Source organism: Aeromonas rivuli, from assembly GCF_020149575.1.
Taxonomy (GTDB): domain Bacteria; phylum Pseudomonadota; class Gammaproteobacteria; order Enterobacterales; family Aeromonadaceae; genus Aeromonas; species Aeromonas rivuli.
Window position 1 is genome coordinate 1,542,105 of the sequence record NZ_CP079742.1, and the last position, 20,495, is coordinate 1,562,599.

A 20,495-nucleotide genomic window follows, 5' to 3' on the forward strand; every position below is an offset into this window, starting at 1 on the left:
AAGCCATCCATGAGCGTTCTTGTCGATTCCCCCTCTCTTCACGTCACCCAGGCCAACCCGGCTCGCCAGGGCGCCGTTCGCCATGACTGGGCCCTGACCGAGGTTGAGGCCCTGTTTGCCCTGCCGTTCAACGATCTCTTGTTCCAGGCCCAGACGGTGCACCGTGCCCATTTCGATCCCAACGAGGTGCAGGTCAGCACCTTGCTCTCCATCAAGACCGGCGCCTGCCCGGAGGATTGCAAATATTGCCCCCAGAGCGCTCGCTATCACACCGGGCTCGAGACCGAGCGGCTGATGGAGGTGGAAAAAGTGCTGGAGCGGGCCCGGGAAGCCAGGGCCAACGGTTCGTCGCGTTTCTGCATGGGGGCCGCCTGGCGCAATCCCAAGGAGCGGGATATGCCCTACGTCTTGCGCATGGTCAAAGAGGTGCGAGAGCTGGGCATGGAGACCTGCATGACCCTCGGCATGTTGACTGCCGATCAGGCCGCGCGCCTGGGGGCGGCCGGTCTTGACTACTACAACCACAACCTCGACACCTCCCCCGAGTTCTACGGCGACATCATCACCACCCGCACCTACCAGGACCGACTCGATACCCTGGCCAATGTTCGTGGCGCCGGTATGAAGGTCTGCTCCGGTGGCATCGTCGGCATGGGCGAGCAGGGCAAGGACAGGGCCGGCCTCTTGATGGCACTCGCCAATCTGCCCCGCCACCCCGAGAGCGTGCCCATCAACATGCTGGTCAAGGTGAAGGGCACCCCCATGGAAAATCAGCAGGATCTGGACCCCTTCGAGTTTGTACGCACTATAGCGGTGGCCCGCATCATGATGCCCGCCTCCCATGTACGCCTCTCCGCCGGGCGGGAGAAGATGAACGAACAGATGCAGGCCATGTGCTTCATGGCCGGTGCCAACTCCATCTTCTACGGCTGCAAGCTGCTCACCACCCCCAATCCGGATGAGAGCACTGACATGCAGCTGTTCAAGCGGCTCGGCATACGCCCGGCCCAGCGAGCCCAGAAACCCGACGGGGTGCAGGAAGAAGAGCTGTTGACCCGAGTGGCCAGCCAGCCGGTGAGCGGCGATCTCTTCTATGACGCCAGTCATCCCAAGGGAAACCGTGCATGAGGGGCAACGCGCATGAGCTCGGCCGCAACCCTGTGAGCCGATCTGAGTCCGATGCAAAGAAGCCGGTTCCCCATGGCAGTTGCGCGCCAACGCCAGCAAGGAGCGGACCATGAATTCCCCCTTCGCCCTGGGGGAAGCCCTGGCCGCACGGGCGAGAGAGGGCTTGCTGCGTACCCGCCAGATCGGTAACGGTGGCGCCGGTACCCGGCTGCAGGTGGCGGGGCGCGACTATCTCAACTTCTCCTCCAACGACTATCTCGGGCTGGCCGGTCATCCGGCCGTGGCCCTCGCCTTCAAGGAGGGACTGGATCGCTATGGGGCGGGATCCGGGGCATCGCCGCTGGTGACCGGCTACAGCCACGCCCATCAGGCGCTGGAAGAGCAGCTTGCCGACTGGTTGGGTCTGGAGGCGGTGTTGCTGTTCAACTGCGGTTTTTCTGCCAACCAGGCGGTGCTCAAGGCGCTGCTTGGCAAGGAGCACTTGCTGTGGCAGGACCGGCTCAACCACGCCTCCTTGCAGGAGGCGGGCAGCCTGCTGCCCTGTACCATGAAGCGCTTTGGTCACAATGACATGACTCAGCTCGCCGCCCAGCTCGAGCCGGGTCGGGGCCTCATCGTCTCGGAAGGGGTATTCAGCATGGATGGGGATCAGGGCCCCTGGTCCGAGCTCGCCCGCCTGGCCGAGCAGAGCCGCAACTGGCTGATGATAGATGATGCCCATGGCCTGGGGGTCTTGGGCGCCGAGGGACGCGGCACCCTCAACGAGCAGGGGGTCGCGGCCCGACGAGTGCAGATACAGATGGGCACCTTTGGCAAGGCCCTCGGGGTGGCAGGCGCCTTTGTCGGCGGCAGTCGCGAGCTGGTGGACTATCTGGTCAACTTCGCGCGCCCCTATGTCTACAGCACCCATATGCCGGCGGCCCAGGCCCATGCGGTGCTGCGTGCCGTCGAGCTGGTGCGTGCGGGCAGCGAATCGCGGGAGCGGCTGCGCCAACTCATCGGCCGTTTTCGCGAGGGGGGGCGCCAACTGGGCTGGACCCTTGGCATGAGTGCGACCCCGATCCAGCCGCTGCTGGTGGGCACGAGCGAGGCTGCGACCCGGCTCTCGGCCCGCTTGCGTGAAGGGGGGCTCTGGGTGAGTGCCATCCGCCCGCCCACGGTGCCCGTGGGCGCGGCGCGGCTGCGCATCACCCTCTGCGCCGCCCACAGCGAGCAGCAGATAGATCGGCTGCTCGATACCCTGGGGGAGGCCAAGGCCCATGTTTGAGACGCATCGGGGCAACCTGGACCAGGCGTGCGAACCCTTCCAGCGGGTCGACAAGGGGGCGCTGGCCCGGCGTTTTGGTGCCGCCGCCGCCTCTTACGATGCCCATGCGCGCTTCCAGCAGGAGGTGGGGCAGGCCCTGCTGGCCAGGTTGCCTGAGGGGCACTGGACAGCAGGGCTGGATCTGGGCTGTGGCACAGGTTTCTTCCTGCCTGCCTTGCAACAGCGTTGCAGCAAGCTGTGCGGTTTGGATCTCTCCCCTGGCATGCTGGCCCAGGCCAGGCTGCGGACCAGCGATGCCCGTCTGCTGTGCGGCGATGCCGAGGCGCTGCCTCTGGCCGATGCCAGCCTTGACCTCATCTTTTCCAGCCTGGCGCTGCAGTGGTGCGAGCGACCGCAGCAGGCATTCAGTGAACTGAAACGGGTGCTCAGGCCTGGTGGCCAGATCCTCTTCTCGACCTTGCTGAGCGGCTCGCTCTGGCAGCTGGCCCAGGCCTGGCAGGCGGTGGATGACCGCTCCCACGTCAATCGCTTCCTCGGCGAAAACCAGCTCAGAGCCGCCCTTGAAAATGCGGGTTTTCAGTCCCCAGATATAGAGGTGCGCCCCTGGCATCTGGGTTACGGCCAGGTGCTGGCACTGCTGCGCGATCTCAAGGGCATAGGAGCGAGTCAGGTCAACGAGGGGAGCGAGGGCGGATTGGGCGGTCGTGCCCGGCTCGCCCGGCTCATCGAGGCCTATGAAGCTTTTCGCCGCCCCGACAAGTTGCTCGAGGCCAGCTACAGCGTGGCACTGGTGCGGCTTGGTTGACGGGACCTAGCTTCTTATTTTCACCCCATGTCAGGAGTGGTGATGACGACCTTTTTTATCACGGGTACTGATACCGATGTGGGCAAGACCCTGGTCAGTTGCGCCTTGTTGCAAGCTGCCAGTGCTCAGGGCAGATCCTGTGTCGGCTACAAACCCATCTCGGCAGGTTGTGAACCGACGCCACAAGGGCTGCGCAACAGGGATGCCTTGCAGTTGCAGCAGGCCGCCAGCCTGAGCCTGCCCTATGAGTGGGTCAATCCCTTCGCTTATGCGCCCCCCATAGCCCCGCACATAGCGGCGGCTCAGGTGGGACAACCCATAGTGGAAGCCGAGCTCACGGCCGGATTGCGCCGGCTCGAAAATAGCGGTGCCGAGCTGGTACTGGTGGAGGGGGCGGGGGGTTGGCATCTGCCGTTGAATGCGCAGCGGCTGCTCTCTGACTGGGTGAGCGATCTGCGCCTGCCCGTGGTGCTGGTGGTGGGCGCCAAGCTGGGCTGCCTCAACCATGCCCTGCTGACCCTGGCCGCCATCGAACAGGCGGGTCTGCCTCTGGCTGGCTGGGTGATGAATCGGCTGCCCTGTGGCATGAGCTGCTACGAAGAAAATCTGGCGACCCTGCGCCAACGTTTGCCCGCGCCTCTGCTTGGCGAAATTCCGATATTGAGCGAGCCAGATAGCGCTAACGTGCAGGAATATCTCGATATTTCCCTGTTGCGCTGAGGGCAGCATTCAGGGAGCATTCATAGAAAACCACTAATATGTGTGACAGGGAGCACAGTACGGTCTACCGCACTGTGCCCAACTCATTCTCACAAGGAGTCTATATGAAGCGAATTATGCTATTCCTGGTGACCAACCTGGCCGTCATGCTGGTGCTGGGGGTGGTACTCAATATCCTGTTCTCGGTGCTTGGCATCAGCAAATCCAGTATCTCTGGCTTGCTGATCTTCTGTGCCGTGTTCGGTTTTGGGGGTTCCTTTATCTCTTTGCTGATGTCCAAGTGGATGGCCAAGCGCAGCTATGGCGTCCAGGTCATCGAACAGCCCCGTAACGAGACAGAGCACTGGCTGGTCAGTACCGTGGCTCGCCAGGCCCGCGAGGCGGGGATCAAGATGCCGGAAGTGGGCATCTATGAGTCCGCCGACATGAACGCCTTCGCCACCGGTGCTCGCCGGGATGACTCGCTGGTAGCTGTTTCGTCCGGTCTGCTCTACAGCATGAGCCGCGACGAGGCGGAAGCCGTGCTGGCCCACGAGGTGAGTCACGTGGCCAACGGCGACATGGTGACCCTGACCCTGATCCAGGGGGTGGTGAACACCTTCGTGATGTTCTTCGCCCGCATCGTGGCCGGTGTCATCAGCAACTTCTTCAGCTCCAATAACAGCGAGGAGAGCAGCAGCTCCGGTGGCTTCGCCTACATGATCACCGTGTTCGTGCTGGAGATGATTTTCGGTGTGCTGGCCTCCATGATCGTCATGTGGTTCAGCCGTCAGCGTGAGTTCCGCGCCGATGCAGGTGCCGCCAAACTGGCGGGTCGTGACAAGATGATAGCGGCGCTGCAGCGCCTCTCCCGTGGCGCCGAGCCGCAGATGGAGGGCGCCATGATGGCCTTTGGCATCAACGGTAAGCGCTCGGTGAGTGAGTTCTTCATGAGCCACCCGCCCATCGAACAGCGTATCGCCGCCCTGCGTCAGGGGTGATCCCATACCATGCGAAACGGCTGCCTCGGCAGCCGTTTTTTTATGGGTTTTTTAATTGGCTGACCGATCACCCCAGTCTGGCACGTCCTGAATGGATGGCCAGACCGGGGCCCGCAATCAGGCAATCTCGATGTCGGTCAGGGGAATGGCGCAGCAGGTCAGGATCTTGCCCTCGGCACGTTCGGCCTCGGTGAGCGCGGGGGCACTCGCCTGCTCAACCTCGCCAGCCACCAAGGTCTGCTTGCAGCTGCCACAGATCCCGGCCCGGCAGCTCCAGGGCAGCTCCAGTCCCTGCTTGCTGGCCTGATCGAGTATGCTGCCCTGATTGTTGCCAGCAAAGGCCTTGCCGGCTATCTGCAGGGTCAATCCCTGATGAGGGCGCGCGCTGATGAGGGGCGCCCCACCGAAACTCTCCTGACGAATGCGGCTCACCCCGGCCCCTTGCAGCAGGGTGATGGCGTGTGCCATGAACCCTTGCGGGCCACAGAGCAAGACTTCCCGCTGGTGCAGGTGTTGCACCCGCGCGAGGTGGTCGGCCTCGAGTCGGCCATGCAGCCCCTGCCAGTGGCTATCGGCCTGGCTCAAAATAAGGGTAAGCTGCATGCCTTGGCGGGCCAGGGCGTACAGCTCCTCGGGGGCGGGAATGTCAGCCTCGCTGCGGCACTGATGCATGAAATGCACGTCGCCGAGCTCACCGCGCAGGGCCAGGGTGCGGGCGATGGCGAGCATGGGCGTGATGCCTGAGCCGGCAGAGAGCAGCAGCAACTTGCGTTCAACGGCAAGCTGGAAATCACCGTCAGGATCCTTGGCCAGTATGCGATCGCCGACCTTGAGGTGGCGGTGCAGCCACTGGGAGAGCCGCCCGTCGGCCTGACGCTTGACGGCAATGGCGTAGCGACCCGGCGCATCCGGTGTGGAGCAGAGGGTGTAGCGACGCTGCACCCGTTCCCCCTTGATATCGACAAAGATGGGCAGATGTTGACCGGCCTGGTAGTCGGCCAGGGGTTCGCCATCCTCGGCCTCGAACCAGAAGCTCTCCAGATCCCGGGCCAGTGACTCGCGTGCCACGCAGACTAACGCGCGTTTCCTGGGCGCGCCATTGCCGTAGACCTGGGGCCGCACCCGCTCCAGGACCTCTATCTCGCTGCCAGCCTCTATCCATCCCTCATTGAGGGCGACCAGGTTCTGGCCGAAATAGACGTCGCTATCCTCGCCGCGGCGATAGCGGCTGAGGGTCGCGAGCGGTTCTTTGAGCGCGTTGAAGCGGCTGGTTCCGGGCTCGACCGTGGTCATGATGCAGCGGCTGCATGGCTTGGCGACCAGAAATTCCACCTCGCCGATACGAATGCGGCGCCAGCCATCTTCCTCGAAGGGACGCAGACCACTGGCCACCAGATTGGTGCGAAACTGACTCATCTGATGCAGGGCATCGGATCTCAGGTTGAGATCCTCAAGGGAAGCCTGACCTATCAGCAGCAGGGGATAACCATCGGCGAAGCTGACCCGGGTGCCGGTTTTTTCACGAAAACGGGCAGACTGATCGCCTAGCCAGAGCAGGAATACCGACTCTCCCGCCACCCGGCTCAGCCAGTGATCCGCTCGCTCATGGGTACGTAGCGCGGTGAAGTTGTCGCCCCAGACCCCGGTGGATTGAGGGGTGAGCAGGAAATCCTGTTCCAGCAGCGTGAGCACCTCTTGGCCCGGGTAGCGCAGTTGCAAGCCGCCCTCGACGGGGCTGGCGACCACTTGCTGCAACTGGGGGTGGGTGCGGGCCGTGATGAAGGTGCCGTCCGGCTTGACCACCATGTAACGCCGGTCGCCATCCAGTCCCTCCTCGCCAACTCGGGCCCGGCTCAGGGCCATGCCAGCGGTGGATTTGATGGGATAGAGATGAATACTGTCCAGACGGGGCATGGTGCTCTCCTTGAGCGTGGCAGGGCGAGGGCACAAGATAGCGGTTTGCCCCCTAAAGCTCAATCGAGGCGCAGTCGGCGCCACGGGTCAGGCAGACGAAAAACCCGGCCTATGGGCCGGGTTGAGTGGATAAATTGCTTATCCGTGCTATCACGCGATCAATTTTCTAGGCATTCAATGAGACTGATGTTGTTTGAGGATGTCGTATATCTCCTCTTTGAGTTTAAGTTTCTGTTTTTTCAGATCTCTCAACTCAGGACTGAAGTCGCTGGCATGATGCTTTTCCAGTTTTCTGATGGTCCCGTCCAGCTCGTTGTGTAAGGCAAACTTCTCGTGGAAATGGTCATCACTGCTCTTCAGTTGCGAGATAAGGTCTCTGTACTCTGGGAACATGTAATGTCGCCTCCTTGTTGCGCTTGGGTGTGCCGACACCATTAAAACTACACCCCGGAGTGCGAGATAGATGTGATCGAGATCGCAGTTATGAGCTCTCTTTTTGCCCTTGTCATCACGACGTCACAAGGGACTGATGCAGGCTGGCGTCATCGCGCAGCACGGATGTGTTCGCCGAACACCCGGGAGCGCCACAGACAAGGCAGGGGAAGCGTGGCAATAAAGGGGGCAGAGGAAGGGATGCTCATAGAAGAGGTGCACAAGGGGACGGAAGGCGTGAACAAAGGGGCCCATAGGCCCCTTTGTTCATATTGCGAATAGCCGTGCGGGGCTATTCCTTCTTCTTTTTGGTCTTCTCGGGCAGCGCCTTGCCATCCCGGGCGATGACCTTGCCCGCTTCAAAACCAATCTGGGCCGCCAGCTCCTCGAGATCTCCGGCCTTGGCTTCGCTGCCGATGGCATAGCGATAGTTGGCGATGGTGATCTTCTCGGCCACAGGGGTACCCGGGACTATGGGTTCACGCCAGCCTTGTCCTATGTGCGCCACCAGGGTGCCATTCATGATGAGCTCGCCGACTATCTCCTGGCTGGGTTGACCCTTGCCGAAGGTCAGCCCCTGGGGATGCTTCTTGCCAACCAGAGGGGCGTCACTTGCCGGGAGCAGCTTGGTGCGGATCAACCACTTGGGATCCTGGGTCTTGCCGAGGGCCTTGCCGGTCTGATACTCGTTGATCTTGATGGTCTTTATCATCTGGGCGGTGAACGCTTTGGTCAGCGCCTTCTGAGCCTCGTTTGCTGCATCTATGACGATGGGCGCCACATACCAGGTTTGGGGCGCTGGTGCCTTGGGGGTCGTGGCGGCAGTTTGCGCCAGGGCCAGAGGGCTGAGCAGCAGAGTAGCCAACAAGAGTCCGATTTTCTTCATTCTGATCCCGCTTATGTTTCAACTAGGAGTTTGTTTTGCCAGCGACGACTGCGCCAGCGCCAGAACATGGCCAGTCCACGCACCCATTCATCACAGGCGAGTGCCAGCCAGATGCCGACCAGTCCATAGCCTTGCATGATACCAAGGTAATAGGAAAGGGGAACGGCGATGCCCCACATGGACAGCAGTGCCATGTAGAGCGGGAAACGGGCATCCCCGGTGGCGCGCAGGGCATTGATCACCACCAGATTGAAGGTGCGGCCAGGTTCGAGGATGAGGCTGATTAAAAATAGCTGGGCCACCATGTCGATGATGTCGCCATCGGCCGTGAACAGGCTGATGATCTGCCGTCCGCTGATGGCCACGGCAATGGCGATCAGGGTGGTGACGATCAACCCCAGCTTGAGACTGTGCAGCAGCTGGGCATAAGCCTGTTCGAAGCGACGCGCCCCCGCTAGATGGCCGATGATGATCTCGTTGCCAAGGCCGATGGAGAGGCCAAACAGCAGAATGAACAGGCAGATCTGGAAGAAGTAGGACTGGGTCGCCAGCGCCTTGTCACCGAGCAGGCCGACAAAAGCCGTCACCACCATGAACTGCAGCATCCAGGAGAGGTTCTCCCCCGCCGCCGGCAGGCCGATATGCAGCACCTTGCGCAACATGGGGCGGCTGGGTTTGAGGATTTCGGGCAGCCGCAGCCGTATCCCCGTCTTGCGAGCCACCAGCCAGACCAGCAGCACCACACCCACCAGGCGGCCCACGACGGTGCTGATGGCGACCCCGGCGACCCCGAGCTGAGGCAGACCAAACCAGCCATAGAGCAGCAGCAAGTTACCGACGAAGGTGATGAGGTTGACTATCAGGGTCACATACATGGCCTGACGGGTATGGCCGTGGGCGCGCAGGGTCGATGCCAGACAGAGGGCCGCGGCCTCGGGCAGCAGGCAGAGGCCGATGATCTGCAGGTAGAGCAGGGCATCCCCCATCAGGTGATCCGGCAGGTTCATCAAGGCCAGCATGGGCGCCGCCCCCAGCATGACCCCCACGGCGGCGACCAGCCCGACCAACAAGTTGAAGCCGATGGCGGTGTGGATGACGATCCGTGCCTTCTCCCGGTCGCCGGCGCCCAGATACTGGGTGATCACCACGCTGGTGCCGATGCTGACGAAGCTGAACAGGGTGATGGCCAGATCGAATACCTGATTGCCGACCGCCAGCGCCGCCACGCCCTGGTAGGAGACGTGGCCCACCATGAAGGTGTTGAGGGCCCCGGTCAGGAAGTGCAGGGCGAGATCGATAAACAGCGGCCAGGTCAGCGCGAACAGCGTGCCAGGTCCGGCTTGGGATTGAGTGTGCATGGGGAGTCCAAATACTGGGGATGGCCCTCGTCAGTGCCATCTGGACGGGCATTTAACACCAAGCGGGTGCGGGGTGCAATCTTGCACTGAGCAGCGCGCGCCAGACCTCCCTTCATCGGGAAGGCCTGGCGTCGGTTCAGGCTTGGTTGGTCGTCGCCTCTTGCTCGCAGGGGAGGGTGAGCCGCGCCGAGTCTGGCAGCGCATCATCTTTGGGCCACTGGGAGAGGATAGCGTCGGTGGTGCTCTCCACCACCTCGTCATCCTTGAACAGAGGCTCGCGGTAACAACGGGTCATGCGCAGCGCCTGATACATGTCGGGGCAGAGGATAATGCCTTCGTCGCCGACCCGGATCCCGGCCTGACGGAACCAGTGACTGAGCTGGCCGTGGCGGCCTGCCATCACCATATGGATACCACGGCGCTTCAACTCGCGGTGCAGCTCGCCGACCATGCTCATCACGCTGATGTCCTGATGGGTAAAGCAGGCAACGGCGTCCACCACCAGACACTGGGGGCTATGGGGATCTTGCACCAGCAGCGCCAGCACCCGCCGTTTGAAATAAGGGGCATTGAAGTAGGTGAGCGGCGAGTTGAAGCGGTAGACCAGCACCCCCGGGATCGCCTTGGCCTGCTCGTTGTCGCCCAGGGTGCGCACTACCCCCTCATCGTCCATGCCGAGCAGTTGATCCGTCGGACGCATCACGTTGCGCAGGAATTGGAACAACCCCAGCAGCACCGCCAGGGTGATGCCGGGGATGACCCCCATGGTCAGCACGCTGATGAAGGTGATCAGCGCCAGCCAGAAAGCGGCGCGGTCGGAATCTTTCAGCGCCCACAACCCCTTGAGATCGAGCAGGGAGAGTGATGCCATTACCAGCACCACCCCGAGGGCGGCGGTGGGGATGTATTGCAGCGGTGAGGTGAGGTAGAAGGCAATAAAGCCGATGATGATGGCGGCGATGATGGAGACCAGCTGGCTCTTGCCACCGTTGGCATCGTTGACCGCGGTGCGCGAGTCGGCGCCGCTGATGGCAAACCCCTGGGAGATGGCGGAGGCCAGATTGGCCATGCCCAGTGCCCTGAACTCCTTGTCCGCATCAATCTCATAGCCATTCTTGGCGGCAAAGCTGCGGGCGGTGAGCATCATGGAGACGAAGCTCACCATGGCAAGGTTCAACGCCGGCAATACCAGCTCACGGAGCAGTCCGGGGGGAAACTCCGGCATCTGGAAGGCGGGCAGGCCCGAGCCAATGGTACCGAGGGTATCAATCCCGAACTGCCCCAGATGACCGACCCACACCAGAGCGGCCGTGACCACCATGGCCACCATGGAGGAGGGCCATCCCGGTCGATAGCGTTTGCTGACCAGCAGTATGAGCAGGGTAAAGAGGCTCATGGCCAGGGTGGGCAGATGGGTTCGCGCCAGATAGTTGGTGCCGCTCATGATCCGCTCGATGAGGTAGCGCTCGTCGAAGGTGAAACCCAGGATCTTGGAGAGCTGGCCCACCATGATGGTGATGGCGACCCCGTTGAGCAGCCCCATCAAGATTGGCCGGGAGAGAAAATCGGCAAATACCCCCAGTTTGAAGCGGCTGGCGAGCAGGCACCAGAAGCCTGTCATGGCGGTCATCGTCATGACCAGCTGCCAATGACGGGTCGCATCGCCTGCGGCAAGGGGGGTGACCACGGCGGCGATGACGGCGCAGGTGGCGGCATCGGGACCGACAATGAGCTGGCGTGAGGTGCCAAACAGGGCATAAACCATCATTGGCAATATGCAGGAGTAGAGGCCGACGATGGCACCGACCCCGGTCAGCTCGGCATAGGCGATGGCCACAGGGAGGGCGACGGCGGCCACCGAGAAACCGGCCCGCATGTCGGGCAGCAACCAGGCCCGCTGGTATTGCAACAAGGCAACCAGTCCCGGCAGCCAGCGCTCGAGAGAGAAGAAATCGCGCATCATGAAACCCGTATTATAAAAGCCACTGTATATCAGTCACTTTAGTTAAGTTGTTGTGCCAAAGTGGCTTTTTTACTGAGTGTGGCCCCTTGCCCGCAGCCCGTCTCATCCTGATGCTACTGCGGTGCCGGGATCTGGAGCAGAGGCCAGAGTCGGCGCCACTCCTTGCTGGCGACCCGTTCATCAAACACAGACCGGGGTTGCCGACAACGGGGGTTGGGCAGGACCTCAAGGGACCAGCAGGATGCCAGGCCAAAGGGGGCCAGCCAGAGCAGCTGACCATCTGGCAGCAGACGAACCCCGACACAGGTGGGCAGCTCGACCCAGTGACCCAGAGCCTGCTCGCTGCTGTCAAAGGGGGCCACATGCTGACGCTGGTGCATGCGGGCCTGATTGCGTACCTGCCAGCGACCGGCCAGACGGGCGCTCAGCCAGGCTTCGTGGGCCGACTCTCGCGCCCCCTCCATATCCTGTGAGTCCAGATAGACAAGATCCAGATCGTTGAGCGGGGTTGGTTCGGCCTTGTGGTGGAGATGATCCCAGATGAGGTTGCGTACGAAGCCGGCCCCCAGCGCCCAGTCGGGCAGGGCCAGATCCCGCGCGGCCATCAGGCAGGCCATGCGATAGGGGTCGGCGCGCAGCAGCGCCTCGGTTTGCAGCCGCAAGCCGGACTCGAAAGAGGGCTCTGCTTGAGCCGCAGGCTCAACCGCCATGGCGCCGCAACCAGGTCTCGATATAACTGCAGCTTGGGACTATCTCGAGACCTTGGGCCTGGCACCAGTCGAACAGGGCCCGCGCCAGCTTGTCTGCCAGCCCCTGGCCACGCAGCTCGCCGGGCACGAAGGTGCTGTAGGCATCGACCTGATGCTGGTCGAGCAACCGGTAGCGCAGGCGGGCCTCATGGCCGTCAACCACGCAGAGGAAGGCTTGCTGCTGTTGATCATGAATGATGTCTGTCATGGGGACTCCTGTTCTTGCTATGGCCAGCCTGGCCGCACGGCGCTTTGCCGGGGAGGCGAGCTCGCTTACACTGCTCCCCTCATGATGCCACGTTAGCCGCGCCAACTCATCCGCGCATTTGCACAGGAAGCCACCATGGCCTTTGCCACCCTAGACGATTTGATAGGCGACACCCCGCTGGTGCGTCTGCAGCGCATCAATCCCCACCAGGGCGTCACCATCTTGGTCAAACTGGAGGGCAACAACCCGGCCGGTTCGGTCAAGGACAGGCCTGCGCTGAGCCTCATCCGCGCCGCCGAAGCGAGCGGTCGCTTACGGCCCGGCGCCAGGCTGATCGAGGCCACCTCGGGCAATACCGGCATCGCCCTGGCCATGGTGGCGGCCACCAGGGGCTACCGGATGCGGCTCATCATGCCAAGCAACATGAGCCAGGAGCGCCGTGCCGCCATGCAGGCCTATGGCGCCGAGTTGGTGTTGGTCGACAATGGTATGGAGGGGGCGCGGGATCTGGCGCTGGCCATGGCGGCCAGGGGGGAGGGTGTGGTGCTGGATCAGTTCAACAATCCTGCCAACCCGCAGGCTCACTATCAGAGCACGGGCCCTGAAATCTGGCGTCAGAGTGGCGAAGCCATCACTCACTTCGTCTCTGCCATGGGCACTACCGGCACCATCATGGGGGTCTCCCGTTACCTCAAGGAGCAGAACCCGGCGGTGCAGGTGATTGGCTTGCAACCGGCCGAAGGGAGCCACATTCCGGGGATCCGTCGTTGGCCCGCCGCCTACCAGCCCGCCATCTTCGAGCCAGAGCGGGTCGATCGGGTGCTGGACATCACTCAGGCAGAGGCGCTCACCACCATGCGTCGTCTGGCCCGGGAAGAGGGGATCTGTTGCGGCGTCAGTTCGGGCGGCGCCGTGGCGGGGGCCCTGCGCATCGCCGCCGAGCTGGAGCAAGGGATCATCGTCGCCATCATCTGCGACCGAGGGGATCGCTACCTCTCCACAGGGGTGTTCGATGAACCCGCCTGAACCCGATCCGGGATCAGTCAACCGCAGGGGCCCATGGGCCCCTGCTGTCATTTGATGGTGGCGCTTAGCGGGTCAGCCAGCTCAGCAGCAGCTTCTTGTACCAGCGATCATAGGGGGGCTGGAGCAGGGTACCTGGGCTCCACCTGCCCCGGCGCAGTACCGTCTTGGCCTTGGAGAAGGTGAGAAATCCCTCCCGCCCATGGTAGTGACCCATGCCGGAGGGGCCTATGCCCCCGAAAGGCGCATCGTCCGCCGCAACCTGTTGCAGGGTCTCATTGATGGCGACCCCCCCTGAGTGTGTCTCCCTGATCACCCTGGCTTGCAACGCGGGATCCAGACTCATCAGATAGAGGGCCAGGGGCCTGGGCCTGGCCTGGATATAGGCGATGGCCTCATCGAGGCTCTCATAGGGGATCAGGGGCAGCAGGGGACCGAAGATCTCCTCTCGCATCAGCTGGCAGTGGTCGGGCAGTTCGGTCAACAGATGGGGCAGCAGTCGGTGCCGTTCGTCATCCCGGGCCGGGGTGGCGCAGGGGTGAGCCTGGGCACCGGCGGCAACGGCCTCCTCCAGCCAGTCGATGAGCCGCTGATACTGGCGCGGGTTGATGATGGAGGCGTAGTCATCGCTCGCCAATCCCTGCGGGTAGAGGCGCTCGAAGCGTTCGCGATAGGCCTGGATAAAAGCGCCCTCCTCGCCTTTGGGGAGCAGTACATAGTCGGGGGCGACACAGACCTGGCCTGCGTTGAGGCTCTTGCCATAGAGTATTCGTTCCACCGCCAGGCTCATCGGCATCTCCGGCCCGATGAGGCAGGGGGATTTGCCGCCAAGCTCCAGGGTGAGCGGAGTGAGCTGGCGGGCGGCGCTGGCCATCACCTGCCGACCGATGCTGGTCGAGCCGGTAAAGATCAGATGATCGAAGGGGAGGGCGCAGAAGGCGGCCCCTTGTTGGGCGTCCCCCTCGCACACCACCACCTCGTCCGGTTCGAAGGCGTCGCTCAGCAGCTGGATGAGCACCGCATTGGTGGCCGGGGTGAACTCGGAGAGCTTGAGCATGGCTCTGTTGCCGGCCGCAATGACGCCGATGAGGGGCCCCAGGCTCAGCATCACCGGGAAGTTCCAGGGCACCACTATGCCCACGACGCCGAGGGGCTGATAGATGACATCGAGCCGGGCAGGAGTGAGCAGCAGCCCCGGGTGGCGCCGACTCGGAGCCATCCACTTCTTGAGGTGCCTGCGGACATGTTTGAGCTGGGTGAGACAGGGCAAGATATCGGCGAGCAGGCTATCGGCTCGGCTGCGTTTGCCATAATCCTGGGTCAGCGCCTGGCAGAGCGCCTCCTTGTGGGTGCGCAGGGCTTGCTCCAGTCGCGTTAGTCTGGCCAGTCGCTTGGCGAGTGACGGGGCAGGGGCGGCCTGATAGGCTGACTTGAGTCGATCCAGCTGGGTGGCAAAATGCATGGCCTGTTCCATAGGGGCTCCCGGACAATAAGGCCCAGAACGTTAACTCGTCCTCGCGTACTCTGTAAAGCCATGGGCCCCGGCGCGGCGGCGAAGCGTGCGCCGCCACCCATTTTCGGCAACCGTATCGTGTTGACCGCCCATGAGCCATCTTTGGTACTGGTCAAAACTAACCATTTTGGGGTAATTTGTGTTTCATCACAGCAGAGGGAGAGAGTGTCATGACAGAGGAATTGGAACGCTTGCTGACCAAGGTCGATGATGTGGTAGATCGCATGCCTGCCAGCTTCAATACCTATGAGTTCGTCCAGAAGTTGGCGCTGCATCATCAGGGTGCCTACTTTGCGGCGGGACACTCCCTGGCGAGCCAGCCCTTGCCTGCGCTCAAGCTGATCCATCGCCAGGTGGGGGAGGTGCTCGGGGAGAGCGACCGTCTCATCGAGGGGGCGCATCTGGCCTGTGTCACCCCCTGGGGGGAGACCGCGAGTTCACCGCGCTGGCACCGCAAGGCCTGACCCGTCCCACGCAACACTCAGGCCCCTCGGGGCCTGAGTGTTGTCAGCCGGCGGGCCCGGTGACGGAGGTCAGGCGGCGTGCCTGCCAGTAATGCTTGCGCCAGTAGACATTGTCGAGGCGTGAGCGGATCACGCCCTTGCTGGTGGAGGCATGGATAAATTCCCCGGCCCCGGTGTAGACGCCGACGTGATACTGATCCCAGCCGGTCTTGAAGAAGACCAGATCCCCATGACGCAGCTCGCTGCGAGGGATGGCCTCGCCGAGATCGGCCTGGGACTCGGTCGTGCGGGGCAGCTGGAAGCCCAGCACCTGCTGATAGGCGAGCTGGGTGAAGGCGGAGCAGTCTAGCCCGGCTCTGTTGCTGCCACCCATGCGATAGGGAACCCCGCGCCACTGTTGAAAGAAGCCATTGAAGGCTTTGTCAGGCGCTGAGGGGGGCACAGGCTCCGGTGTACTGGAACAGGCGGCCAGCAACAGGGCAAGCAGGGGCAGGATCAGCTTCATCGACATTTCACTCCCTCATCTCGAATTCAAACGTGAGCGCAGTGCCCGCATGCCAACCTGGAAGAGAGAAGCCCCTTCATTCATGTCGTGAGAGCCGACTCGGATTGGGGCTCGATCAGCGGCTTGACCAGCTCAGCCAGCTTGTAGAAGGTCTGGACCCGAGTGGTACTTGGGCGCCATACCAGGCCTATCTCCCGGTAGGCCTGCTCACCCGGCAGCGGGATGGCCACCAGATCAGTGTTATCCAGGATGCCGGCATCAATGGCCATCTGTGGCAAGAAGGTGGTGCCGAGCCCGGCGCCGACCATCTGCACCAGGGTGTGCAGGCTGGTGGCGGCAAAGGGGTTGATCTTGCTCTTGTCCCGCAGCCGACAGGCGCTCACCGCATGCTCGGTCAGGCAGTGCTCGCGCTCGAGCAGGAAGATGCTCTGGCTGGGCAGCTCTTTATAGTCGAACGGCATGTGCAGCCCCGCCGCCATGTCGCTGGGCATCACCATGTGGAAGGGATCCTGACCGACCGCCTTGCAATGGAAACCACCAATCTCGATGGGCAACGCCAGGATCAAGAGGTCGAGCTGACCCTGCTCCAGTTGCTTGAGCAGGTTGCTGGTGGTGTCTTCCCGCAGCAGCAGCTCCAGATCCGGGTAGGTTTTAGCGCAGCGTTGCACCAGCTTGCTGAGCAGGAAGGGGGCTATGGTCGGAATGCAGCCGAGCCGCACCGTACCCTGCATGACTCCCCCCTGCTGCTGGCCGAGCTCCATCAGATCCCGGGCGTCGGAGAGCAGGTTGCGGGCCCGCTCGACCACCTCCAGCCCGATGGGGGTCATGATGAAGCTCTTGTGGTCGCGCTCGACCAGTTGCAGGTTCATCATGTCTTCCAGGGTCTGGATGCCGGTGCTCAGGGTCGACTGGCTGACATGGCACGCCTTGGCGGCGCGGTTGAAGTTCTTGTGTTCGTCGAGCGCTATCAGATATTGGAGCTGTTTCAGGCTGGGCCAGCGTTGCATAGGAGTACCTGATCCGTTCTATCTATTTAATTTGATTTAACTAATCTAACATTGGCGCCGTTTCTTGTCGCTTTAATAAAGGGCGCTGACAGGCTGAAAGCCTCCCTGGGTTCAGCCTGTAGCAAGCTTTATCCCCGGGGGTGGCGGGCAGGGGGATTGGGGGCGCGAGTGGCGAGTCAGGGGTGTTCCCAATAAAAAAACGCGCCCGAAGGCGCGCTTGAGTCAATGTCTGCGACACCATCACTCGTCGAAGATGCCGAAGTGCTCCTTGGAGAAGGCGACGCGCTGCGCCACCGTCATCTTGGTCGACCCCAGCTTCTCTATGGTCTTGAGATTGGGCACCAGACCGCGGCCATTGGCTATCTGAATAGCGAGGCCGGGGCGGGCGTTGAGTTCGAGCAGCATGGGGCCACGGAACTTGTCGAGCACCATGTCGGTGCCGATATAACCCAGTCCCGACATCTCATAGCAAGATGCTGCGAGTGTCAGCAGGGTATCCCAGTGAGGCACCTTGAGCTCGTACAAGTCCAGGCCGGTGTCCGGGTGGTGGCGCAGGGGGTTGCCAAACTGCACCGCCCGCAGCGCCCGGCCGGTACGCAGGCACAGACCCACCCCCACGGCGCCCTGGTGCAGGTTCGCCTTGCCATCCGATGCCGCAGTCGAGAGACGCATCATGGCCATCACCGGGAAGCCCTTGAAGATGATCACCCGGGCATCGGGCACCCCTTCAAACGAATAGCCGTCGAACACATCATCGAAGTTGATAAGCCCTTCCACCAGCGCCACGTCGGGCTTGCCGCCCAGGGAATAGAGCCCAGCCAGTATGTTGGAGACATGACGCTCCAGATCCTGGCCATTGGAGGCGCTGCCGTTGGGCTTGTAGAAGAGGCCATCTTCCTGGCGCAGGATCACCAGTATCCCCTTGCCCCCCGAACCCCGGGCCGGCTTGATGCAAAAGCCCGGCCACTCCTTGACCAGCTCGGTGATGCGGGCCACATCATGCTGCTCGCGAATGGTCCCGATGAGATCAGGCACAGTCACGCCGGCATCCAGCGCTATCTTCTTGGTCTGCAACTTGTCATCCACCAGGGGATAGAGGTTGCGCGGATTATAGCGGCTGATGTAGCTGTGGTTGCGCTTGTTCATGCCGAGGATACCTGACTGGGCCAGGCTCCACGGGCTGGTGTATTTTTCCCAGAACCACATCTGTTACTTGTCCTTACCCGGCGTGACGCCCGACTTCATCTCATCCACCAGCGGTTTGAAACGCTTGAGCTCGCTCAGTTTGTAACCGGTGTAGTTACCCATCACCAGCACGGTTGCCATCAGCACCAGCTGCAGGCCGAGGAAGTTGAAGGTGAGGTGACGGATCAGCTCGTTATCCATGGCCAGGTAGGCGATGACGGCGACCAGCAAGGAACCGCCACCCTGACGGAACACCTCTTTGGAGCCCTCTTCTTCCCAGAGGATGGACATCCGCTCTATGGTCCAGGAGAGGATGATCATCGGGAAGAAGGTGATCTTCACGCCGCTGGTCAGCCCCAGCTTGAACGCCAGTGCGGAGAAGAGCCCTATCATCGAGATCACCATGATGATGATCGCCGATATGCGCGCCACCAGCAGCAAGTTGAGCCGCGACAGGTAGGAGCGGATCACCAGACCGGTACCGACGATGAGCAGGAAGCCGACCAGACCGGTGATGAGCTGAGTCTGGATGAAGGCGACCGCAATCAGCACCGGCATGAAGGTGCCCGAGGTCTTGATACCGACCAGGACTCGCAGGAAGACCACCATCAGCACCCCGATGGGGATCAGCAGCAGTCCCTTGAACAGCGCCTGCTCCTCCAGCGGCAAGCTGTGAATGGAGAAGTTCATCATCTCGGACTGCTCGAACTTCTGGGACAGCGCCACACTGACGGGCTGCTCCTGAGCGATCATCGAGAAGGTGACCTTGGAGTTATGACCGCCGGTCACATCCAGCAGGGCACCGGAGTTGTATTCCCACAGCAGCAGATTGGCAGGACGGCCCTGTTCGCCGGTCTGGGGGTTAAACAGCTGATAATCGGTCGGGCTGTTGAACACCTGCAAGTAGTCCACCAGCTCCTGGCGACGGCGACCGTCCTCCAGGCTCAGGGCGTGCACCACCCGAGTCGGCACGTCGGCGTTGTTGAGCAGCTCGGCAATCAGGTTGGCGCGGCTCTTGTGGGATTTGAGCAACTGGGCGTTCTGCTCCTGCTTCTCGATCTCCTTGATGATCTCGCGGGTCAGGGTGTAGCCATCGGCGGAACGCTCCTGGGCGCGCTCGAGGATCTGCTTCATGGCCGTGGCGTAAGGCTCACTCTCGATCTGCTTCTCGATGGAGGGCGGCTGGGCCAGGGCGGCGGGTTTGGCATGGGCATCGGCCATCATGTCGACCCGGTAGTAGAGCTCCTGGCGGCCGGTCGCGGTGCGGATGGACCACTCGGCACGGGCATCCCCGTTCTTCTCGACAAACGACAGGCCATAGCCCGGGCTCGCCGCATTCTCGTTCATCAGGGTGTAACCCGGCTGGGTACCCGGAATGGCCAGGGAGGCGATGACGGGTTCCCCGGTCGCATCGAACTCCAGTTTGGCCTCGATGGACCAGATCTGACGCTTCTCACCCGGGGTGAGCGGCACGTCCAGGGCAATATGGTGATAGATGGTCATCCCCATGCCGACGATGAACAGCAGGGCTACCAGCAAATAGAACGGCTTACGGGAAACCATGGATTATTTCACATCCTTGAGCTTGGGTTTGGGTTGGATATATTCGCGGGCCACGTCGACCACGGCGATGTCTTTGAGGAATTCGCGACCCAGCAGCACGGGGAAGGTCATGTCGCTGCGGTCTTTCAGGGTAAATTCGGCCTTCTCGGTCATGTCGCCGATGCGCACGGTGAGGCGTACCACCGGGCGGCGGTCGAGATCGTCGGCAGAGGCCTGGCGCACGCGCACATGGCGCACCAGCGGGGCTTCTATCTGGATCTTGTCATCGAGATCCTGATGGCTCAGGAAGAAGCGCACCCAGTTTTTGCCATTGCGCTCGAAGATGGTGATCTCCTGGGCGCTGATGGAGGAGGTGGTTGCCCCGGTATCGACCCGCGCCTGGAAGGCGTCATTGGCGGCATCAACCCAGATCCACTCCGCTTCCCCTACCAGCAGCTTGCCATCGACGGTGTGGCCCTGATCGGGGGCGGCGCACTGCTCGGTCGGGATCGCGGGTGGCTTGGGCGGCTGTGCGGGCAGGGTGGCCAGCTTGCTATCGACTTTGTTCACAGATTCTTTCATGTTGACGACATCAGTATTGAGCTGGGTCAGCAGTTGTTGTTGCTGGACGGTCTGGCGCGCTTGTTGGGCCATGGCGAGCTGGATCTTCTGTTCACTCAGGCTCAATTCTGTTCTGAGCTCGGCCAGGGTCAGCGGCGGCACTGTGGGTGCCTGTTCCAACTGAGCACACCCGCCGAGGCTGAGCAGAGAGAGCAGGGTCATTCCTTTCAATTTGCTTTTCATGTCATTCATTTAGCTGTGCTTCCTGGATTTGAATCAGTGTAA

General features: G+C 62.1%; 20 protein-coding genes. 7 read left to right on the top strand and 13 right to left on the bottom strand.

The genetic code is table 11. From position 1 onward, the window contains the following. The first annotated feature begins 9 nt into the window (after positions 1 to 9). The 5 genes from bioB to htpX all read left to right on the top strand — a co-directional run bounded on the left by bioB (position 10) and on the right by htpX (position 4,900). Entirely contained in the window at positions 10 to 1,128 is a 1,119-nt protein-coding gene (bioB, locus tag KYK33_RS07320; RefSeq protein WP_224432553.1) for a biotin synthase BioB, read from the top strand. Between the two features lie 109 nt (positions 1,129 to 1,237). After that, a complete protein-coding gene (gene bioF / locus KYK33_RS07325) occupies positions 1,238 to 2,395 on the top strand; it encodes an 8-amino-7-oxononanoate synthase (RefSeq protein WP_224432554.1) in 1,158 nt (385 codons plus the stop codon). Further along, positions 2,388 to 3,200: a malonyl-ACP O-methyltransferase BioC gene (bioC, locus tag KYK33_RS07330; RefSeq protein WP_224432555.1), complete on the top strand. Its 813-nt coding sequence runs from the start codon at positions 2,388 to 2,390 to the stop codon at positions 3,198 to 3,200. The genes bioF and bioC overlap by 8 nt, the downstream gene beginning before the upstream one ends. A gap of 42 nt (positions 3,201 to 3,242) precedes the next feature. Further along, positions 3,243 to 3,920, top strand: a complete 678-nt coding sequence (gene bioD / locus KYK33_RS07335) for a dethiobiotin synthase (protein ID WP_396021383.1) — start codon at positions 3,243 to 3,245, stop codon at positions 3,918 to 3,920. Between the two features lie 104 nt (positions 3,921 to 4,024). After that, on the top strand, positions 4,025 to 4,900 hold the full coding sequence (htpX, locus tag KYK33_RS07340) for a protease HtpX (protein WP_224432557.1): 876 nt from the start codon (positions 4,025 to 4,027) through the stop codon (positions 4,898 to 4,900). Positions 4,901 to 5,017: 117 nt separating this feature from the next. Here the strand turns inward: htpX and KYK33_RS07345 are convergent, their stop codons facing one another. The 7 genes from KYK33_RS07345 to KYK33_RS07375 form a co-directional block, all read right to left on the bottom strand. Then, complete coding sequence (locus tag KYK33_RS07345; RefSeq protein ID WP_224432558.1) at positions 5,018 to 6,814, bottom strand: MOSC N-terminal beta barrel domain-containing protein; 1,797 nt, start codon at positions 6,812 to 6,814, stop codon at positions 5,018 to 5,020. 174 nt (positions 6,815 to 6,988) lie between these two features. Beyond that, entirely contained in the window at positions 6,989 to 7,207 is a 219-nt protein-coding gene (locus tag KYK33_RS07350) for a YdcH family protein (protein WP_042042935.1), read from the bottom strand. A 331-nt stretch (positions 7,208 to 7,538) separates the two neighbouring features. Continuing rightward, positions 7,539 to 8,132 carry a hypothetical protein gene (locus KYK33_RS07355; protein ID WP_224432559.1) on the bottom strand — a complete coding sequence of 198 codons (594 nt, stop codon included), beginning with the start codon at positions 8,130 to 8,132 and terminating at the stop codon, positions 7,539 to 7,541. 11 nt (positions 8,133 to 8,143) lie between these two features. Then, positions 8,144 to 9,490 carry an MATE family efflux transporter gene (locus KYK33_RS07360; RefSeq protein ID WP_005894375.1) on the bottom strand — a complete coding sequence of 449 codons (1,347 nt, stop codon included), beginning with the start codon at positions 9,488 to 9,490 and terminating at the stop codon, positions 8,144 to 8,146. Positions 9,491 to 9,626: 136 nt separating this feature from the next. Beyond that, a complete protein-coding gene (locus KYK33_RS07365; protein ID WP_224432970.1) occupies positions 9,627 to 11,450 on the bottom strand; it encodes a SulP family inorganic anion transporter in 1,824 nt (607 codons plus the stop codon). Positions 11,451 to 11,566: 116 nt separating this feature from the next. Then, positions 11,567 to 12,163 (bottom strand): nucleotidyltransferase family protein, encoded by a 597-nt coding sequence (locus KYK33_RS07370; protein WP_224432560.1) that lies wholly within the window; start codon positions 12,161 to 12,163, stop codon positions 11,567 to 11,569. Beyond that, positions 12,153 to 12,410, bottom strand: a complete 258-nt coding sequence (locus KYK33_RS07375; protein WP_042042931.1) for a GNAT family N-acetyltransferase — start codon at positions 12,408 to 12,410, stop codon at positions 12,153 to 12,155. Before KYK33_RS07375 ends, KYK33_RS07370 begins: the two co-directional genes overlap by 11 nt. A gap of 135 nt (positions 12,411 to 12,545) precedes the next feature. Here KYK33_RS07375 and cysM point away from each other — a divergent pair, with 135 nt between their 5' ends. Further along, on the top strand, positions 12,546 to 13,436 hold the full coding sequence (gene cysM / locus KYK33_RS07380; protein WP_224432561.1) for a cysteine synthase CysM: 891 nt from the start codon (positions 12,546 to 12,548) through the stop codon (positions 13,434 to 13,436). Between the two features lie 64 nt (positions 13,437 to 13,500). On the opposite strand, the gene KYK33_RS07385 is transcribed toward cysM, so the two are convergent. Beyond that, positions 13,501 to 14,907: a coniferyl aldehyde dehydrogenase gene (locus tag KYK33_RS07385; RefSeq protein WP_224432562.1), complete on the bottom strand. Its 1,407-nt coding sequence runs from the start codon at positions 14,905 to 14,907 to the stop codon at positions 13,501 to 13,503. 209 nt (positions 14,908 to 15,116) lie between these two features. On the opposite strand from KYK33_RS07385, the gene KYK33_RS07390 reads away from it, so the two are divergent. Next, positions 15,117 to 15,410, top strand: coding sequence for a hypothetical protein (locus KYK33_RS07390; RefSeq protein WP_042044099.1), 294 nt, complete (start codon positions 15,117 to 15,119; stop codon positions 15,408 to 15,410). Positions 15,411 to 15,453: 43 nt separating this feature from the next. On the opposite strand, the gene KYK33_RS07395 is transcribed toward KYK33_RS07390, so the two are convergent. The 5 genes from KYK33_RS07395 to KYK33_RS07415 all read right to left on the bottom strand — a co-directional run bounded on the left by KYK33_RS07395 (position 15,454) and on the right by KYK33_RS07415 (position 20,462). After that, entirely contained in the window at positions 15,454 to 15,921 is a 468-nt protein-coding gene (locus KYK33_RS07395; RefSeq protein ID WP_224432563.1) for a C40 family peptidase, read from the bottom strand. Positions 15,922 to 15,995: 74 nt separating this feature from the next. Further along, entirely contained in the window at positions 15,996 to 16,922 is a 927-nt protein-coding gene (locus KYK33_RS07400) for a hydrogen peroxide-inducible genes activator (protein WP_042044096.1), read from the bottom strand. Positions 16,923 to 17,162: 240 nt separating this feature from the next. Then, on the bottom strand, positions 17,163 to 18,128 hold the full coding sequence (locus KYK33_RS07405; protein WP_042039740.1) for an alpha-L-glutamate ligase-like protein: 966 nt from the start codon (positions 18,126 to 18,128) through the stop codon (positions 17,163 to 17,165). Positions 18,129 to 18,131: 3 nt separating this feature from the next. Beyond that, on the bottom strand, positions 18,132 to 19,670 hold the full coding sequence (locus tag KYK33_RS07410; protein WP_042039738.1) for an inactive transglutaminase family protein: 1,539 nt from the start codon (positions 19,668 to 19,670) through the stop codon (positions 18,132 to 18,134). A 3-nt stretch (positions 19,671 to 19,673) separates the two neighbouring features. Then, positions 19,674 to 20,462: an ATP-dependent zinc protease family protein gene (locus tag KYK33_RS07415; RefSeq protein WP_449500922.1), complete on the bottom strand. Its 789-nt coding sequence runs from the start codon at positions 20,460 to 20,462 to the stop codon at positions 19,674 to 19,676. Between the last annotated feature and the right edge of the window lie 33 nt (positions 20,463 to 20,495).

Bases quoted from the DNA above. Each gene is read 5' to 3' on its own strand.
- KYK33_RS07415 (WP_449500922.1), bottom strand. From the start codon at position 20,462: ATGAATGACATGAAAAGCAAATTGAAAGGAATGACCCTGCTCTCTCTG.
- cysM (WP_224432561.1), top strand. From the start codon at position 12,546: ATGGCCTTTGCCACCCTAGACGATTTGATAGGCGACACCCCGCTGGTG.
- KYK33_RS07395 (WP_224432563.1), bottom strand. From the start codon at position 15,921: ATGTCGATGAAGCTGATCCTGCCCCTGCTTGCCCTGTTGCTGGCCGCC.
- bioF (WP_224432554.1), top strand. From the start codon at position 1,238: ATGAATTCCCCCTTCGCCCTGGGGGAAGCCCTGGCCGCACGGGCGAGA.
- KYK33_RS07400 (WP_042044096.1), bottom strand. From the start codon at position 16,922: ATGCAACGCTGGCCCAGCCTGAAACAGCTCCAATATCTGATAGCGCTC.
- KYK33_RS07350 (WP_042042935.1), bottom strand. From the start codon at position 7,207: ATGTTCCCAGAGTACAGAGACCTTATCTCGCAACTGAAGAGCAGTGAT.
- htpX (WP_224432557.1), top strand. From the start codon at position 4,025: ATGAAGCGAATTATGCTATTCCTGGTGACCAACCTGGCCGTCATGCTG.
- KYK33_RS07360 (WP_005894375.1), bottom strand. From the start codon at position 9,490: ATGCACACTCAATCCCAAGCCGGACCTGGCACGCTGTTCGCGCTGACC.
- KYK33_RS07355 (WP_224432559.1), bottom strand. From the start codon at position 8,132: ATGAAGAAAATCGGACTCTTGTTGGCTACTCTGCTGCTCAGCCCTCTG.
- bioC (WP_224432555.1), top strand. From the start codon at position 2,388: ATGTTTGAGACGCATCGGGGCAACCTGGACCAGGCGTGCGAACCCTTC.
- bioD (WP_396021383.1), top strand. From the start codon at position 3,243: ATGACGACCTTTTTTATCACGGGTACTGATACCGATGTGGGCAAGACC.
- KYK33_RS07410 (WP_042039738.1), bottom strand. From the start codon at position 19,670: ATGGTTTCCCGTAAGCCGTTCTATTTGCTGGTAGCCCTGCTGTTCATC.
- KYK33_RS07345 (WP_224432558.1), bottom strand. From the start codon at position 6,814: ATGCCCCGTCTGGACAGTATTCATCTCTATCCCATCAAATCCACCGCT.
- bioB (WP_224432553.1), top strand. From the start codon at position 10: ATGAGCGTTCTTGTCGATTCCCCCTCTCTTCACGTCACCCAGGCCAAC.
- KYK33_RS07405 (WP_042039740.1), bottom strand. From the start codon at position 18,128: ATGTGGTTCTGGGAAAAATACACCAGCCCGTGGAGCCTGGCCCAGTCA.
- KYK33_RS07390 (WP_042044099.1), top strand. From the start codon at position 15,117: ATGACAGAGGAATTGGAACGCTTGCTGACCAAGGTCGATGATGTGGTA.
- KYK33_RS07370 (WP_224432560.1), bottom strand. From the start codon at position 12,163: ATGGCGGTTGAGCCTGCGGCTCAAGCAGAGCCCTCTTTCGAGTCCGGC.
- KYK33_RS07375 (WP_042042931.1), bottom strand. From the start codon at position 12,410: ATGACAGACATCATTCATGATCAACAGCAGCAAGCCTTCCTCTGCGTG.
- KYK33_RS07385 (WP_224432562.1), bottom strand. From the start codon at position 14,907: ATGGAACAGGCCATGCATTTTGCCACCCAGCTGGATCGACTCAAGTCA.
- KYK33_RS07365 (WP_224432970.1), bottom strand. From the start codon at position 11,450: ATGCGCGATTTCTTCTCTCTCGAGCGCTGGCTGCCGGGACTGGTTGCC.